Below are 16,340 nucleotides of genomic sequence, written 5' to 3'. Positions count from 1 at the left end.
AGCGAGACCACCGCACGAGGAGAGCCCGTCATGACAGCGCCAGGCGAGGCCGCCCGCCGCAAACCCGCCAGGCGGCCGACGATCAAGGACATCGCGCGCCGCGCCGGGGTCTCGGAGAGCGCCGTCTCGTTCGCGCTCAACGACCGCCCCGGCGTCTCCCGGGACACCCGCGCCCGGATCCGCCGCGTGGCCGAAGAGCTGGGCTGGCAGGCCAACAGCGCGGCCCGCGCGCTCTCCGGCGAACGCGCGGGCAGCGCGGGCCTGGTACTCGCCCGCCCGGCCAGCACACTCGGGGTCGAATCCTTCTTCCTCCAACTGGTCTCCGGCATCCAGGAAGTCCTCTCGGCACGCCGGACCGCGCTGCTCTTCCAGGTGGTCGAGGACCTGGAAACGGAATGCGCCCTCTACCGCCGCTGGTGGGCCGAACGCCGGGTGGACGGCGTCCTCGTCGTCGACCCCCGCACCGAGGACCCGCGCCCCGGCCTGCTCGCCTCACTCGGCCTGCCGGCCGTCGTCGTCGGCGGCCTCCCCGACCAGGCACCCCCCGGCGCGGCCACCGCCGCCGAACCCCCGCAGGTCTCCACGGTCTGGGCCGACGACTCCAAGGCCATGGCCAGGGTCATCGACCACCTCCACGGCCTCGGCCACCGCCGGATCGTGCACGTCGCCGGCCTGCCGGGACTGGCCCACACCGCGCGCCGTATCCACTCCCTGCGCACCGAAGCGGACCGCCGCGGCCTCGGCCCGCACCAGGTCCGCTCGGTGACCACCGACTACTCCGACGCGGAGGGCGCCGAAGCCACCCGCCGCATCCTGGAGACCGCCGAGCCACCCACGGCGATCATCTACGACAACGACGTGATGGCCGTGGCCGGCGCCTCGGTGGCGGCGGGCCGCGGCATCTCCGTCCCGGGCGGCCTGTCGATCGTGGCCTGGGACGACTCGGCCCTGTGCCGCGTCACCCACCCTCAGCTCACCGCCCTGGTCCGCGACACCCCAGGCTTCGGCCGGCTCGCCGCCCAGGAACTCCTCGCCGTCATCGACGGCGGCCCGCCACGCACCGTGCACGGCGAACTCCCGCACCTGGAAGCCCGCGAGAGCACCGGCACACCGGACGCGCCGTAGCCCTGGGTCCGCCGCCCACAGCACGCTCCGCCCCTGGCCAGACGGAGCTGTCGATGACACCACGGAGGCGTATCGTCCCCATATGCCCTTTATCGACGGCCGCCCAGCGCACGGCCGCCATGCCCCACGGAGGAGACCGCCCGCATGGCCCAGACCGAGCCGTCACCCGCGGCCCGCCCCCTCGCCCTGGTCACCGGCGCGACCGGCTACATCGGCGGCCGGCTCGCCCCCGAACTCCTGGCCGCCGGATACGCCGTACGCACGCTCGCCAGAAGCCCGGAGAAGCTGCGCGACCACCCCTGGGCCGGCCGGACCGAGGCGTGCCGCGGGGACGTCACCGACGCCGCATCGGTCCGCGCCGCCCTGGACGGCGTCGACACCGCCTACTACCTGGTGCACGCCATCGGCACCGGCCGCGACTTCGAGGAGACCGACCGCAGGGCCGCCCGGATCTTCGCCGAACAGGCCCGCGCCGCCGGTGTCCGCCGCCTCGTCTACCTCGGCGGCCTGACCCCCGACGGCGTACCGCAGCAGGAACTCTCGCCCCACCTCCGCTCCCGCGCCGAGGTCGCCGACATCCTCCTGGCATCCGGCGTCCCCACCGCCGTGCTGCGCGCCGCCGTCATCATCGGCTCCGGCTCCGCCTCGTTCGAGATGCTGCGCTACCTCGCCGAACGCCTCCCCGTGATGGTGACGCCCAGCTGGGTACGCACCCGCATCCAGCCCATCGCCATCCGCGACGTGCTGCGCTACCTGGTGGGCTGCGCCGGCCTGCCGGACGACGTCTCGCGGGCCTTCGACATCGGTGGCCCCGACGTGCTCACCTACCGCGACATGATGCAGCGCTACGCCCGCGTCGCCGGCCTCCCGGAGCGGCTCATCCTCCCCGTGCCGATGCTCACACCGGGCCTGTCCAGCCGCTGGGTCGGGCTGGTCACACCGGTGCCCGGCGCCCTGGCCAGGCCGCTCGCCGAGTCGCTGCGGCACGAAGTCGTCTGCCAGGAGCACGACATCGCCCGCTACGTACCCGACCAGCCGGGCCGCCCCATCCCCTTCGACGACGCACTGGACCTGGCACTGCGGCGGATCCGCGAGGCCGAGGTCGCCACCCGCTGGTCCAGCGCCGCGGTGCCGGGCGCACCGAGCGACCCGCTGCCCACCGACCCCGACTGGGCGGGCGGCTCCCTCTACACCGACCGCCGCGCACGGCGGGTGGACGCCGCCCCCGAGGCGCTGTGGCGGGTGGTGGAAGGCATCGGCGGCGAACACGGCTGGTACTCGTCGGGCCTGGCCTGGGCGGCGCGCGGCTGGCTCGACCGGATCGTCGGCGGGGTGGGGCTGCGGCGCGGCAGACGTGACGCGGGCCGGCTGCGGGTCGGCGACGCCCTGGACTTCTGGCGCGTCGAGGAGATCGTGCCCGGCCGGCTGCTCCGGCTCCGCGCCGAAATGCGGCTACCGGGCCTGGCCTGGCTGGAGTTGGCCGTCGGCCACGACACCCACGGCCGTACGGTCTATTGTCAGCGGGCCCTGTTCCACCCGCACGGCCTGGCCGGGCACGCCTACTGGCGGGCGGTTTCCCCGTTCCACGCAGCGGTGTTCGGCGGCATGGCCCGCAACATCGCCAGGACCGCGGAGATGGCGCCGGAACCGCCCGCCCCTTGAGACGACCGGCCACGTCGCAGCTCGCCATACACACGTCGCCATGCAAAAACGGCGGATCCCGGGCACCCGGCCCGGAATCCGCCGTGCGCGCTGCTCAGTGGTGGGTCACCGTACCGGCCGCCAGCCGACCGCAGTTCGAGCCGTTGACGCTGACACTGACGTTTTCGATCGTGCCGCCCCAATCCACACAACGGCCCTTCGCGAGCAAATACACCGGGCCCGCATAACTGGTGTAAAGCCCGCTGTCGAAGACCGTGTCGGAACTCCCGTCGGTCGGCCCGAGATAGGTATAGATGGATACCGGCTTTCCTGTGGTGTTCCGCACCGTCACGACACAGTTCTTACCCGTCTTTCCGCTGTAGGTGAGAAACACCGTTCCCTTTCCGGAGATCTCCGCGGAATTCACTACGCTGTAGCCGCTTCCACAGGCTCCGTTGTAAGCCGCCGACGCGGCACGTGCGGGTGTGGCCGACGCACTGGTGGCGCCGGCCATCGTGGCCAGACCCGCCACTGCCAGCACGGCCGAACCTGCGATGGCACGAGAACGCTTCATGGGAATACCCCCGTCAGAGGTGGTGTCCTTCGCGTGGTCATTGCACAGTGTTGGACGACGCTCGTACGGAGAAGGTTGTACCGGCCGTGGGTGAACTTCCCGCACCCCGTTCGAACAAGCCACTCGCCCGGCGTCAAACCGCCCCGGAAAAAGTCCTGTTGCCGCACTTCACCGCCAATTCCCCGCTCCTCGAACGGGGTTGTCGAAATTTTTTCGCAGACGGTCACGGGGCACGGCAACGGCCGGTCCCCGGCGCCTGGTGCGGCGCCGGGGACCGGCCGTCGGCAGCTGCTCCCGCGGGCGGGTCAGCCGTTGGCGAGTGCCTTGAGGCGGGTGAGCGATCCGTTGAAGCGGTTGTGGTCGCCGACCGTCGGCCCGGTGGAGGTGTACTGCCAGATCGTCTGGTACGGCCACCCTGCCGGGAGCGTCCCGACGGACGAGCCGTAGCGCGGCACCCACAGCGGATTCGTCTTGCCGAACTTGCTGGAGTTCCCGGTGCACTTCGTCCACCAGTTGGTGGAGGTGTAGATGACCGCGTCCCGCCCGGTCTTCGCCCGGTACGTGGTCACGAAGTCGGCGATCCACTGGATCATCGCCGAAGTGCTCTTGCCGTAGCAGGTCTCCCCGTAGGGGTTGTACTCCATGTCGAGCGCCCCGGGCAGCGTCTTGCCGTCCTTCGACCACGCGCCGCCGTGCCCGGCGAAGTACGTCGCCTGCGACGCACCGCTGGAGTGGTCGGGCAGCGCGAAGTGGTACGCGCCGTGGATGATGTCGGCGTCGTACGAGCCCCGGTACTGCTGGGTGAAGTACGGATTCTTGTAGGTGGTCCCCTCGGTGGCCTTGACGTACGCGAAGCGCACGCCACTGGTGCGCAGTGCGGACCAGCCGACGTTGCCGTTGTGGCTGGAGACGTCGACACCTTCGACCGACGACGCCGAGGGGGACGCCTGCGTATCGGAGCCACCGGCGCGGTCGACGCCCTCGTGGGCGGCGATCGTGGAGCCCATCCAGTCCTGCTCGGGGTGGGCGGGTTCCTTACCGCCCCCGGCCGCCGCGGCGGTGCCGGGCAGGGCGAGTGGCAGGACGAGCGCGGAGAGGGAGAGGAGCGTTCCGGCCGCGGCGGGGAAGGTGCGACGGGCCGGACCGGATCTGCGCAGGGGCATCGGGTACCTCCGAAGGCCATCGGTTGGCGGTGCGGCAGATTTTGAGCAGATTCCTGCCGATAAGGAGACATATACGCTGCACCGCTCGCTCCTATGACCCGACAGACCTTCAGGCCCCCGTCCGGCCGGACGGTGTCACCCGTCCGGCGCCACAACGGCCCGGTGGCGCGCTCCTCGCGGCGCACCTGGGAACGCGAAAGCGGGCCCCGTGGTGCCGGGGCCCGCTTGCCTGCGCAGCGGCGCACGCGCCAGTCGCCGCATCCGTCAGTTCGGTGGTGAGGGCGTCATCTCGTGGTGCGCCGCCTCACCGGTGCCTCGCATCCGTACCGCATCGCCGCGGTGCCGGAGTGCCGCGTCAGCTCAGTAGGCGGAGTTGACGTTGTCGATGGAGCCGTAGCGGTGTGCTGCGTAGTTGGCTGCGGCGGTGATGTTGGCGATGGGGTCGGTGAGCTTATGGGGGGTGCCCTTGACGTGGTAGGTGTCGAAGGTGGGCTGGATGACCTGGAGGAGTCCCTTGGAGGGGATGCCGTTGATGGCGTTGATGTCCCAGTTGTTGACGGCGTTGGGGTTGCCGGAGGACTCGCGCATGATGTTGCGGTGGAGGCCGTTGTAGGAGCCGGGTATGCCCTTGCTCTCCATGATGTCGAGGGACTGGCGGATCCAGCCGTCGAGGTTGTTCTTGTACTGCTTCGGCGCGGCCTTCGGGGCAGCCTTCGGCGCGGCGAGCGCCTTGCGCTCCAGGGAGCGGTTGGCGGCCTGCTGGGCGGTGTGGCCCTGCTCGGCGATGGCGGTCACCTTGAGCCGGTCGGCCACCGAAGCGGTGGTCTCGCCCGCGGCCTTCGCGCTCTTCGCGGCCGTGTCCTTGCCGGTCTGGGCCTTGGCGGGCAGGCCGTTGGCGCTGACGGGCTTCACCGCGGCGGGGGCGTGTGCGCTGCTGGTGGCCTGGGCGTCGCCGGGGGATGCGGTGACGGTGAGGGCGGTGGTGGCGCCGGCGGTGGCGAGGACGGCGACGGCGATCTTGTGGGTGCGGGTGATGCGGGCGTTGCGGAGCAGGGTGAAGCTGGGCATGCGGGGTGACCTCTTCCGGGTGGTGTGCGGGGGAGCGGCCTTCGGCGGCGCGTGTGACCGAGGTCTGGCCGCGCTCGCTCGCCACGGGGAGGAGCCTTTTCGGCACGTTCTCGGTGCTACCCGAGTAATGGTTAACGCGGCCCCGGAGCGGTGGCAATGATGGGTTGTACTACCCCTCATCGTCAGATCCACCGAAATGCCCGATGTTGTGACCGTTTTCCCCAGTGGGGGAGCGGGGTGGCATCGACTAGGCGTGCTCGTACGTGACGCACGTCCTGTGCCGGGCATCACCCCGGACCCCTGGTCCGCGGCCCCTTGGAGTTGCGTGGCTCACAGGAGGCGGAGGGGTGCGCGGGAGGAGTCCGGGGGTGACCGGGAGTGCTGCCCCGGGGGTGCGGCCGTGTGCGGCGTCCGTTGTGGCGGAGCCGGTGGGCCGTTCGTAGCGGTGCGCGGGCTGTCGGGTGGCCGCGCCGGCGGGGGTTCCCCGAGGGTGAGAGCCCCACTGGGAGTCACTCACCGTAAGGAACCGCATATGTACCGTCGCCTCGCCGTCGTCGTCGCGGGTGTGCTGGCCGCCGGAGTACTCGCCTCCGGTACGGCGTCCGCCGACGACCACGAGCTCACGCCCAAGGAGAAGGCCGGCCTGGAGTTCGCGGGGGGCGTCGTCGGCGCCCTTCTCGGAGGGCCGTTGCCGGGAGGCGCCTTGCGCTGACCTCCGGGCGCCCGGCCCGCCGGCCGGACGCAGACATGACGAGGGCCCTGTCCGCGGGAAGCGGGCAGGGCCCTCGTCGGGTCGACGCTGCCGTACCGGCACGTCCGGCCGGCCTTCGCCAAGTGCCGGCGCCGTACGCGCCGGCCGTCATGTTCCGGCTCAGTAGGCGGAGTTGACGTTGTCGATGGAGCCGTAGCGGTGTGCTGCGTAGTTGGCTGCGGCGGTGATGTTGGCGATGGGGTCGGTGAGCTTATGGGGGGTGCCCTTGACGTGGTAGGTGTCGAAGGTGGGCTGGATGACCTGGAGGAGTCCCTTGGAGGGGATGCCGTTGATGGCGTTGATGTCCCAGTTGTTGACGGCGTTGGGGTTGCCGGAGGACTCGCGCATGATGTTGCGGTGGAGGCCGTTGTAGGAGCCGGGTATGCCCTTGCTCTCCATGATGTCGAGGGACTGGCGGATCCAGCCGTCGAGGTTGTTCTTGTACTGCTTCGGCGCCGCGGCCTTGCGCTCGGCGGCCTGCTGGGCGCTGTGCTGCTTGCCGACAGCGGTCACCTTGAGCGTGTCGGCGACGGACGACACTGCGGACGTCGAGTCCGCGCTCTTGCCGGTCTGGGCCTTGGCGGGCAGGCCGTTGGCGCTGACGGGCTTCACCGCGGCGGGGGCGTGTGCGCTGCTGGTGGCCTGGGCGTCGCCGGGGGATGCGGTGACGGTGAGGGCGGTGGTGGCGCCGGCGGTGGCGAGGACGGCGACGGCGATCTTGTGGGTGCGGGTGATGCGGGCGTTGCGGAGCAGGGTGAAGCTGGGCATGCGGGGTGACCTCTTCCGGGTGGTGTGCGGGGGAGCGGCCTTCGGCGGCGCGTGTGACCGAGGTCTGGCCGCGCTCGCTCGCCACGGGGAGGAGCCTTTTCGGCACGTTCTCGGTGCTACCCGAGTAATGGTTAACGCGGCCCCGGAGCGGTGGCAATGATGGGGTGTACTACCCCTCATCGTGAGATCCGCCGAAATGCCCGATGTTGTGACTGTTTTTCAGCACGGTTGAGCGGACACGCCTCGACTACGACGGCTCGTACGTGACGTGCACCCTGTGCCCGGCATCACCCAACGGCGCCCGGAACATCGGAGTCGCGGGCCAACGGGACGGCGTCGAAGTTGCCTGGGTCACACGGAAGATGGCGCGCGGGGACGCACCGCGGCCCTGGTCAGGCCACGGCCGGCCCCACCAGGCGCAGAACTGCGTCCAGGCCGCGCCGGCAACCAGGCGTCGCGCCGCTCGGCAGTACATAGGACCGCAGACCCGCGCCCGCGCCGCCGCCGTCCTTGGCCGGATGATCACCGACCATCAAGGTCTGTCCGGGCTCGACGTCCAGCAGTCGGCAGGCGTGGCGGAACAGGAGCGGATCCGGCTTCTCCGTGCGGTGCTCGTAGGAGTGGACCCAGGCGCCGATGTACCCGTCGAGCCGGTGCCGCGCGAAGGTGGGCCGCAGGTCCCACCCCACATCGCTCACCACTCCGACCGCGATGCCGCGGTCCGCCAGCCCGGCGAGTGCTTCCCCGGCGTCGGCGTACGGCAGCCAGTGCGCGGGCGTCCGCAGCTGTTCGTACAGCGCCCCGGCATACGGCGCGAGGGCGGGCACGGACCCGTACCAGGTGGTGAAGGCGCGCCGGTGGGCAGCCGCCGACACGTCCCGGCCGTGCTGGGCCGCTGCCACCTCCGGATCCGAAAGCCCCGCCTCCAGCCCGGTGAGCAGGGCGTCCATGGCGTGGTCGCCGACGGGGTGGGGCAGGGCGGCGCGGATGCGGTCGGCGTAGGACGCGATCTGGAAGAGCGTGCCGGAGAAGTCGAAGAGCACCGCGCGCACCGGGGCGGGCCGCGGCGCGGCGACCGCGGGCCTGATCGGCCCTTCCGGTCCGCAGACGGGGCTGTACGGCATGCGGTCTTCCGGTCCGGACGTCATGCGGACTTCCTACCGGATACGGGCCGGGCGCGGGCCCGCCCGGCCGAATCCGTCCGGCTTCCGGGGACCGGGAATGGCGCGGGACGCCGACCGGCCGGCCCGCTGTGCACGCGGCGGCAGCGCCCGATTCACGCACGGGTAAGGACTGTCACGGGGACGACGCGTACGCCCCCCTCACGCGTACGCGGTCCCATCGGCCGGTTCTTCCTCGCGGGTGGCCGGGGCCAGGCCGGGGGCCGAGGACAGGGGGCCGTCCGTGAAGAAACGGGCCGTCAAGTCCGCGACGGCCTGCGGGCGTTCGAGGACGACCCAGTGGTCGGTGTCGGGGATGGTGAGGAACCGGCCTTCGGAGAGGGTGCAGGCGAAGCGGCGCTGACGGGCCGGGGAGGTGACCGTGTCGTGCGCGCCGCTGAAGACCAGGGTGGGCACCCCGGCCAGACCGCCGGAGAAGTCCGGGCGGTTGGCCGGCGCGCGGAGCAACGAGTCGACGGCGTGCGGTGCGTGCCGGGCCGCGTGCAGCACGGCCCGCTGCACATAGCGGTGGGCGAGCCGTCTGCGGGTGATGAACCGCTGCTCGTCCGGGCACAGCAGACCGTCGGCGATCAGCGAAGCGAAACGGTCGACCGCACCGCGTGACAGTTCTTCGCGCGCCCGCTGCCAGCGCTCGGTCTGCGCCGCACCGATGTGGACCGGCGTGCCGCCGAGCGCCAGCCGCGCGATCCGCCGGGGGAAGCGCCTGGCGCAGCCGAAGGCGATCCCCGCGCCGTAGGAGAAGCCGAACAGGTTGATCCGCGGGACGTCGAGGTCGTTGATGATCCGCTCGACCGCCGCGCACAGCAGGTCCACGCCAGGACCGGGCGGGAGTGCGGCGGCGCTGCCCATGCCCGGCAGATCGGCGGTGATCACACTTGCCACCGGGCGCAGCCGCATTTCCATCTGCTGCCAGTCGGACATTCCCTGTAGTGCGCCGCCGAGCACCAGCACGGGTTCGGTGATCCCGTCCGGCTGCCGCAGCACGCGGTACGCGTAGGGCACCCCGTTCACCGACAGGGAGCGGATCGTTTCCTCGGACATGGCTTTCCTTCTGGGGAGGTCCGTGGTGTGAGCCGACGGCGGCCGGGCGGGGATGCGGTCAGCCGCGGGTCAGGACCAGCGCGGCGTTGTGCCCGCCGAAGCCGAGCGACGTCTTGACCGCGCAGTCGAACCGGGCGGAGCGGGCTTCCCTGCGCACGATCTCCATCGGGATCCGCGGATCCGGTGTGTCGAGATTGACGGTCGGCGGCACCAACTGCGCTTCCAGCGCGAGCACCGTCAGCGCCGTCTCGATGCCGCCGGCGGCGCCCAGCGTGTGCCCGGTCATCGCCTTGGTGGAGGTGACCAGCGGGTGCGCGCCGATCACCCGGCGCAGCATCGTCGCCTCGATCCGGTCGTTGACGACCGTCGAGGTGCCGTGCGCGTTGACGTGCCCGACGTCGGCCGCCGTCACCTCCGCGTCCGCCATCGCGGTGCGCAGCGCGCGCTCGATGCCCCGGCCTTCGGGGTCAGGCGCCACCGCGGCGTACGCGTCGCTGGACGCGCCGTATCCGGCGAGGTTGGCGCGGATCGTGGCGCCGCGTGCCCTGGCGTGCTCGGGGCGTTCCAGGACCAGGAGGCCGGCGCCTTCGCCGACGACGAAGCCGTCCCGGTCGGTGTCGAAGGGGCGGCAGGCGGCTGCCGGGTCGTCCCGTCGGGTGGAGACCGCCTTCATCTGGCAGGCGCTGGCGATCAGCAGCCGCGAGCACACCGACTCGGCGCCGCCGGCGATGGCGATGTCGCAGGCCCCGGAGCGCAGCAGTTGGTGCGCGGTGCCCAGGGCGACGGTCCCCGATGAGCACGCGGTCGCCACACCGAGGCTGGGGCCCTGCGCGCCCAGGTCCATGGAGACGTTGCTGGCCGCGCTGTTGATGACGGTCAGCGGGGCGAGTTTGGGGGAGACCCGGCGGGCGCCGCGTTCGAGCAGGGCGGTGTGCTGCTCGTCGTAGAAGGGCAGTCCGCCGTGGGCCGAGCCGATGACGACGGCGACCCGGGTGCTGTCCCAGGTGGTGGCGTCGAGGCCGGCGTCGGACATCGCCTCGCGGGCCGCGATCACCGCGAGCTGCGCGAAGCGGTCCAGCAGGCGGATGGCCGCGACGCCCAGCACCGCGGTGGTGTCCAGGTCGTCGGCGCCGTACATGAAGTCGCAGGGCAGATCGGTCAGTTCGGGTCTGTGCCGGACTCCGGAAGGGGAAGGATCCTCGGTGACGGCGTGCCAGGTGGCCTTGGTGCCGACACCCGCGGCCGTCACCAGTCCGATGCCTGTCACCGCCGCGGAGAACGGCTTACGGGCGGCCGTCACGCGGCGACTTCGCCGTCGACGGGCGCCGTCGGCCGGGGGTGGCGCAGCGGGGGCTCGGTGGTGACGCCGGCCGGATCGGTCCCGGATCGTTGGGTCAGCAAGGTGCTGACGACTTCTGCCGCGTTCACGTGGCACTCCTCCGCTGTTCGTGGGCGATCTGCCAACCGCGGCCCGGCGGGTGCGCGCCGGCGGCTCCGGCTGTGCTGCACAGGGGCGCATACAGGGCGCGCGCCCCCTGTGCGCGTACCGCGGAAGGCACTTGCCAGGTCTAACGGCGCGGGGCGACGGGAGGGTACGGGGCGTGGCTGGATCGGGACGGTCCAGGGCCCGGCGCCGCGGGGCTCACGCCTCGTCGAGTGCGCCGGTCACCCGCCCCAACAGGCCGCGCAGGGTGCGGAGTTCCTCAAGGGTGAGGCCGGTCGCCGCGAGCATCCGGCGGGGTACGGGCAGGGCGCGCTCGCGCAGATCCTCGCCGTCCGGGGTGAGGCGGACGGTCACCGACCGCTCGTCGTCGGTGCTGCGTTCGCGGCGTACCAGGCCGGCCGTCTCCAGGCGCTTGAGAAGCGGGGAGAGGGTGCCGGAGTCGAGGCGGAGGCGCTCGCCGATGGCCTTGACGGGCCGCGGGCCGTCCTCCCAGAGCACGAGCATGACCAGGTACTGGGGGTAGGTCAGCCCGAGGTCCTTGAGCGCGTCCCGGTAGACGCCGCCGAACGCGCGCGAGGCGGCGTGCAGCGAGAAGCAGACCTGGTGGTCGAGCCGGAGCAGTTCGGTGTCGGGTACCGGGGGCGTGGTCATGGCTCCAGATTAGCCCTCCACGGCATTGAGTCGCGGGAGGCTTAATTGCGCACAACTTAGTTGTGTGCAATCTTTATGGGTGTCGGGCGGTCGAAATTCGGCCGCCGCGCTATCGAAGGAGTTCCGTGATGGACGCGCTCTACACCGCTGTCGCCACCGCCAACGGCCGTGAGGGACGGGCGGTCAGCTCCGACGGCCGCATCGATCTGGCTCTGGCCATGCCGCCCGCGCTCGGCGGCGACGGTGCGGGCACCAACCCGGAGCAGCTCTTCGCCGCCGGATACGCCGCGTGCTTCGCCAGCGCGATGGGGAACGTCGGAAGGCAGCTGAAGGTGGACACCAAGGACGTCTCGGTCACCGCCGAGGTCTCCATCGGCAAGGACGACACCGGCTTCGGCCTGGCCGTCGTCATGCGGGTGGAGCTGCCGGACAGCCTCGCGGGCGAGAAGGGCAGGCAGCTCGTCGAGGCCACCCACCAGTACTGCCCCTACTCGAAGGCGACCCGCGGCAACATCGACGTCGAGCTGGTCATCGAGTAGCCCGCCCGTGCCCGGTGTCCGCCGTGCCGCTGCCCGTACGCGCCTTTCCCGTACGGCTGTTGAACCCCACGGCCGCGATCACCACCGCGCACCCGGCGAGCTGGGTGACCGTCGGACGCTCGCCGATGGCCAGGCCCAGCAGCAGCGCCAGCACGGGCTGGAGCAGCAGCAGCGCGGCCCCGGCGTGCGGGGCCAGCCGTGGCAGCGCGGTGGTGATCAGCAGCCAGGCCAGGACCTGCCCGAACACTGCCAGCGCCGCCAGCCAGCCCCAGGCCGGCCAGCCGGGGGCCAGGTCGATGCCCGTCCACAGGCCGCCCAGCACCGCGGCTGCCACGGCCGCCGCCCCGGTGGACACGCACACCGGGGCGACGGTCTGCGCCCGCCCGCCGCCGAGCCGCAGCAGGAACAGGTACCCGGCGTACGCCACCCCGGCGGCGATCCCGTACGCCACACCCGCCACCGGATCGCTGCCCGGCTGCGGCTGCCCGACGGCGCCGCTCGCGAGCGCGACCCCGCCCAGCATCAGCGGAGCCGTGCACAGGAACCGCCGGGACAGCGCCGCCTTCGATACCAGCCTGGCGAGCAGCGGGAAGACCACGACCTGGACGTTGAGCAGCAGCGTGGCGACGGCGGCGCCGACGTGCAGGACGCTCGCCGCCCAGAAGACCAGGTCGACGCCGAGCAGCAGCCCGGCCACGAGATCCGTCAGCAGGTGGGACACCGGCCGGCGCCCGGTCCGCCGCCGCTCCCGCAGCGCGAGCGGCACCAGCACCGGCAGCGCGAGCACGCACCGCAGGAACGCCGCCGTCCCCGCGTTCGTACCGGACAGCTTCATGAACACCGCCGACGCCGAGATGCACGCGGACCCGGCGACGACCCCCGCCACCGGCCTGCTCCAGCGCCCCGCGCGGCGCGGCACCGCGCCATCCGGCGCCCGCCCGGCTCCGGCCCGCAGTGCCGTCGCCGGGGACGCCGTCGCCTCGTTCCGCGCCTCGTCGGATCCCATGCGTCCACTCTGGCCGTCACAACCCAGAAGGAAAAGCGAAGATTCGGCGGCAATACCCAGTAGAATTGCTGATGTGTTCAGCATCGACCGGCTCCGCGCCCTCGCCGCGGTGGCCGCCCACGGCTCCATCGCCCAGGCCGCCAAGACGCTCCAGCTGACCCCGTCGGGCGTCTCCCAGCAGCTCGCCAAACTGGAACGCGAGGCCGGGCATCCGCTGCTCGAACCCCAGGGCCGCAGCGTCCGCCTCACCCACGCGGGACGCGTCCTCGCCGGCCACGCCGACCGGCTGCTCGCCCAACTCGCCGCCGCCGAGCGGGATCTCGCCGACCTCGGCGACGACGTCATCGGCCCGCTGCGGATCGGCGGCGTGGGCAGTGCGGTACGCGCCCTGCTGCCCAGGGCGCTGGCCGCACTGACCGCCGCCCACCCCCGGCTGGCCCCCACGGTGCGCGACGGGGAGGCCGTCGACCTGTTGCCGCTGCTGCTCGCCGGCACCCTCGACCTGCTGCTCGTCGAAAGCTGGGCCAACCGCCCCCTCTTCGTCCCCGAAGGCGTGAGCGTACAGACGCTGACCAGCGAGGACGCCTACGTGGCGGTGTCCGCTGACCACCCGCTCGGCGACCGGGAAACGGTCGGCCTCGCCGAGCTGGCGGGCACCGCGTGGACCGCCTGCCCGCCGGGCACCGAGCCGTACGAAGCGCTCCTTCAGGCGCTGCGCGCCGAAGACGTCGAACCCGAGGTGCGCTACACCGTCGCCGAACATCTCACCCAGCTCGCCCTGGTCGAGCAGGGCATCGCCGCCGCCCTCATCCCCGCCGTGTCCCGCGGCCTCGCCCCACCCGCCGTGCGGTTCCTGCGTACCCGCCCCGCCCTGCGCCGCGACATCAAGGCCGCCTGGCTCACCCGCACCGCGAGCCCGCCGGTCCGCGCCTGCGTCAACATCCTGTCGGCACAGCCCACCCGGATGTCCTGACCCGGACGGCGGCGGCCGGCCGGCCCGGTCCCGGGAGCCGCCGCTCGCCCGAACGGCCTACGGGGCGCGGGGCGTTGCGCGGCAGCCCGTGGGCCGCGGCGGCGGGCGCGGCGCGGCGCGGGCGCCACCCGGTCGGCGAGCGTCGGCGCGACGGCTCCCGCCTGCGCTTCTAGGGTCGGCCGTGTGACCGCACCACCCGCCCCCCACACCGCGCCCCGACCGGGACACCCGGCACACGGGTTGCGCCGTCCCCCCACAGGACCCCGGCCGTGACCGCCCCCGCCGACGGCCCGCCCCACGACTTCGCGCTGCGCATCGACAAGGGCGTGGCCGAGCCCGAGGAACTCGCGGCGATCACGGTGATCCTCTGGGCCCGGCTGGCCCAGGGCATCGCCGGCGCCCAGGACGAGCGGCCCGCGGGGCTCCGCGCCGACCGCGCCCACCGGCACCATCTCCCGCCCTTGGCCTGCTGGGCCGGCTGCTGGACGTGCGGCTGAGTACCACGCGCCCGGCGGACCGGTGCCGGCCGCCGGGCGCGTACGCCATCCGTCCCAGGGAGCGAACAGGGACATCTCGGCAGGTAAGACCGCACGGTGGGCGGTGAAGGCCGGGCCGCTTGGGGGATCCGGGGTGCTGACCGGCAGAATCCGCGTCAGGTCCCGCGCACGCAGGGCCGTCCAGCCGGGAAGCGAAGCAGGAGGCCGAAGCTGTGTCGGAGCGTCAGGTGACAGGTGGGGGCGGGGGCGCCGACGCGCCGGGGGTGCAGATACAGGAGGGCAGGCTCCGCAGGGAACTGGGCTTCTGGGGGCTGACCGCGATCGGCTTCTCCAACATCGTCGGCTCCGGGTGGCTGTTCGCGGCCATGTACGCGGCGCAGACCGCGGGCCCCGCGTCGCTGCTGTCCTGGATCGGGGCGGGGCTGCTGTGCGCCCTGGTCGCCCTCGTCATGATCGAACTCGGCGCCTCGCGTCCCGAGGGCGGCGGCACGGTCCGCTGGCCGCTGTTCGCCAGCGGGCGCCTGGTCGGCACCCTCGTCGGCTGGTCGGTGCTGCTGTCGGTGGGCGGCACCGCCGCCGAGATCAGCGCGATCATGCAGTACGCCGCGCACTACCTGCCGGACATCTACAACGGCCACACCCTCACCGCATCCGGGCTCGCGCTCGCCGCCGGACTCAGCGTGCTGCTGACCGCGCTGAACTGGTTCGCGGTACGGATGTTCGCCCAACTCAACAATCTCGTCTCGGTGTTCAAAATCGTCGTCCCGGTGATCACCGTGATCGCGCTCATCGCCTCCGGCTGGCACTCCGGCCGCCTCACCGACCACGGCGGCTTCGCCCCGTACGGCTACGCGGCCTGCCTGACCGCGCTGGCCGGCGGCGGCATCGTCTACTCCGTCAACGGGTTCCAGGCCCCGCTGGACTTCTCCGGCGAGACCCGCAACCCGCGCCGCACCATCCCCGCCGCCGTCCTCACCGGCATCGGCCTGGCCGTCCTGATGTACCTGGCCCTCCAGGTGGCCTTCCTGTTCACCGTCCCCGACAAGCTGCTCGGCGGCGGCTGGAGCGGCGTCTCCTTCGAATCACCCTTCGGCCAGCTCGCCCTGATCCTCAATCTGCACTGGCTCTCCAGCCTGCTCTACGCCGACGCGGTCATCTCGCCCGGCGGCTCCGCCTACGTCGGCGTGGCGATCGACGCGCGGCACACCTACGCGCTCGCCAAGAACGGCACCATCCCGCGCTTCTTCATGAAGGTGCACGAGCGCTCCGGCATGCCGCGCCGCGCCCTGGTCATCAACCTCGCGGTGATCATCGTCTTCCTGCTCCCGGTCGGCGGCTGGCAGGACATCGTCAGCGTGATGGGCGACATGTACCTGCTGATCTACGCGGCGTCGGCGGTGGCCGTCGCCGTCTTCAGGGCCGAGCCGGGCGGGGGCACCGCGGGATGGGTGCCGGGGCTGCGCTGGATCGCCCCGCTCAGCTTCGTGGTGGCCACCGAGTTCGTCTACTGGTCGGGCTGGCACGACCTGCGGCTCGCGCTGCCCCTCGTGCTCGGCGGGATCCTGATCTTCCTGGCCATGCGGCGCCCCGGCGCGCAGCGCGGCACGGAACCCGGCGGGCGCCGCGGGTCGCTCACCGCCGAACTGCGGACCGGCGCCTGGCTGGTGTGCTACCTCGCCGCCCTGACCCTGCTGTCCTGGCTCGGCACCTTCGAGGGCTCCGCCCGGCTCCCCGCCCCGTACGACTCGCTCACCGTCGCCGTCATCGCCCTGGCCGTCTTCTTCTGGGCGGTCCGCTCCGGAGTCACGTACCGGGCCACGACCCCCGCCCCCGCCGCCTGACCACGGCCCGCACTGCCGCACGGGCGCCGCGTCCCCGCCCGCCGGGCGCCTGCCACCGCCAAGCGGAAGGCGCCCGG

The 16,340-nt window shown here is 72.5% G+C and carries 17 protein-coding genes; 7 read left to right on the top strand and 10 right to left on the bottom strand.

Annotation, left to right across the window (positions count from 1 at the left end; all coding sequences use genetic code 11):
- Positions 1-30 precede the first annotated feature (30 nt).
- Positions 31-1,125 carry a LacI family DNA-binding transcriptional regulator gene (locus tag ACGFNI_RS05535; protein ID WP_393680845.1) on the top strand — a complete coding sequence of 365 codons (1,095 nt, stop codon included), beginning with the start codon at positions 31-33 and terminating at the stop codon, positions 1,123-1,125.
- Between the two features lie 144 nt (positions 1,126-1,269).
- Positions 1,270-2,787 (top strand): SDR family oxidoreductase, encoded by a 1,518-nt coding sequence (locus tag ACGFNI_RS05530; protein ID WP_393680844.1) that lies wholly within the window; start codon positions 1,270-1,272, stop codon positions 2,785-2,787.
- Between the two features lie 94 nt (positions 2,788-2,881).
- Here ACGFNI_RS05530 and ACGFNI_RS05525 read toward each other — a convergent pair whose 3' ends face one another.
- The 3 genes from ACGFNI_RS05525 to ACGFNI_RS05515 form a co-directional block, all read right to left on the bottom strand.
- On the bottom strand, positions 2,882-3,340 hold the full coding sequence (locus tag ACGFNI_RS05525; protein ID WP_393680842.1) for a spore-associated protein A: 459 nt from the start codon (positions 3,338-3,340) through the stop codon (positions 2,882-2,884).
- 305 nt (positions 3,341-3,645) lie between these two features.
- Complete coding sequence (locus tag ACGFNI_RS05520; RefSeq protein ID WP_393680840.1) at positions 3,646-4,503, bottom strand: lysozyme; 858 nt, start codon at positions 4,501-4,503, stop codon at positions 3,646-3,648.
- Positions 4,504-4,863: 360 nt separating this feature from the next.
- Positions 4,864-5,571 carry a transglycosylase SLT domain-containing protein gene (locus ACGFNI_RS05515; protein ID WP_393680838.1) on the bottom strand — a complete coding sequence of 236 codons (708 nt, stop codon included), beginning with the start codon at positions 5,569-5,571 and terminating at the stop codon, positions 4,864-4,866.
- Between the two features lie 532 nt (positions 5,572-6,103).
- Between ACGFNI_RS05515 and ACGFNI_RS05510 the strand changes: the two genes are divergently transcribed.
- Positions 6,104-6,283, top strand: coding sequence for a hypothetical protein (locus ACGFNI_RS05510; protein WP_393680836.1), 180 nt, complete (start codon positions 6,104-6,106; stop codon positions 6,281-6,283).
- Between the two features lie 159 nt (positions 6,284-6,442).
- Here ACGFNI_RS05510 and ACGFNI_RS05505 read toward each other — a convergent pair whose 3' ends face one another.
- The 6 genes from ACGFNI_RS05505 to ACGFNI_RS05480 form a co-directional block, all read right to left on the bottom strand.
- Positions 6,443-7,090, bottom strand: coding sequence for a transglycosylase SLT domain-containing protein (locus ACGFNI_RS05505; RefSeq protein ID WP_393680834.1), 648 nt, complete (start codon positions 7,088-7,090; stop codon positions 6,443-6,445).
- A gap of 392 nt (positions 7,091-7,482) precedes the next feature.
- Positions 7,483-8,238: an HAD family hydrolase gene (locus ACGFNI_RS05500; protein ID WP_393680832.1), complete on the bottom strand. Its 756-nt coding sequence runs from the start codon at positions 8,236-8,238 to the stop codon at positions 7,483-7,485.
- A 174-nt stretch (positions 8,239-8,412) separates the two neighbouring features.
- Positions 8,413-9,312: an alpha/beta fold hydrolase gene (locus ACGFNI_RS05495; RefSeq protein WP_393680830.1), complete on the bottom strand. Its 900-nt coding sequence runs from the start codon at positions 9,310-9,312 to the stop codon at positions 8,413-8,415.
- 58 nt (positions 9,313-9,370) lie between these two features.
- A complete protein-coding gene (locus ACGFNI_RS05490) occupies positions 9,371-10,612 on the bottom strand; it encodes a beta-ketoacyl-[acyl-carrier-protein] synthase family protein (RefSeq protein ID WP_393680828.1) in 1,242 nt (413 codons plus the stop codon).
- Positions 10,609-10,740 (bottom strand): hypothetical protein, encoded by a 132-nt coding sequence (locus ACGFNI_RS05485; protein ID WP_393680826.1) that lies wholly within the window; start codon positions 10,738-10,740, stop codon positions 10,609-10,611. Before ACGFNI_RS05485 ends, ACGFNI_RS05490 begins: the two co-directional genes overlap by 4 nt.
- A 214-nt stretch (positions 10,741-10,954) precedes the next feature.
- Positions 10,955-11,407: a MarR family winged helix-turn-helix transcriptional regulator gene (locus tag ACGFNI_RS05480; protein ID WP_393680824.1), complete on the bottom strand. Its 453-nt coding sequence runs from the start codon at positions 11,405-11,407 to the stop codon at positions 10,955-10,957.
- Between the two features lie 128 nt (positions 11,408-11,535).
- Here ACGFNI_RS05480 and ACGFNI_RS05475 point away from each other — a divergent pair, with 128 nt between their 5' ends.
- On the top strand, positions 11,536-11,946 hold the full coding sequence (locus tag ACGFNI_RS05475; RefSeq protein WP_393680823.1) for an organic hydroperoxide resistance protein: 411 nt from the start codon (positions 11,536-11,538) through the stop codon (positions 11,944-11,946).
- On the opposite strand, the gene ACGFNI_RS05470 is transcribed toward ACGFNI_RS05475, so the two are convergent.
- Positions 11,936-12,952 carry a DMT family transporter gene (locus ACGFNI_RS05470; protein ID WP_393680821.1) on the bottom strand — a complete coding sequence of 339 codons (1,017 nt, stop codon included), beginning with the start codon at positions 12,950-12,952 and terminating at the stop codon, positions 11,936-11,938. The two genes, ACGFNI_RS05475 and ACGFNI_RS05470, sit on opposite strands and share 11 nt — an antisense overlap.
- 73 nt (positions 12,953-13,025) lie before the next feature.
- Here ACGFNI_RS05470 and ACGFNI_RS05465 point away from each other — a divergent pair, with 73 nt between their 5' ends.
- The 3 genes from ACGFNI_RS05465 to ACGFNI_RS05455 all read left to right on the top strand — a co-directional run bounded on the left by ACGFNI_RS05465 (position 13,026) and on the right by ACGFNI_RS05455 (position 16,263).
- Positions 13,026-13,925, top strand: coding sequence for a LysR family transcriptional regulator (locus ACGFNI_RS05465; RefSeq protein ID WP_393680819.1), 900 nt, complete (start codon positions 13,026-13,028; stop codon positions 13,923-13,925).
- A gap of 269 nt (positions 13,926-14,194) precedes the next feature.
- Positions 14,195-14,422 carry an acyl-CoA carboxylase subunit epsilon gene (locus tag ACGFNI_RS05460; protein ID WP_393680818.1) on the top strand — a complete coding sequence of 76 codons (228 nt, stop codon included), beginning with the start codon at positions 14,195-14,197 and terminating at the stop codon, positions 14,420-14,422.
- Positions 14,423-14,634: 212 nt separating this feature from the next.
- The gene (locus ACGFNI_RS05455) at positions 14,635-16,263 is read left to right on the top strand and encodes an APC family permease (RefSeq protein ID WP_393680816.1); all 1,629 of its coding nucleotides are present in this window, start codon (positions 14,635-14,637) and stop codon (positions 16,261-16,263) included.
- Positions 16,264-16,340 lie beyond the last annotated feature (77 nt).

This window comes from Streptomyces sp. NPDC048644 (genome assembly GCF_043199105.1).
GTDB lineage: Bacteria > Actinomycetota > Actinomycetes > Streptomycetales > Streptomycetaceae > Streptomyces.
This window is presented reverse-complemented; position numbering and strand designations above follow the sequence as displayed.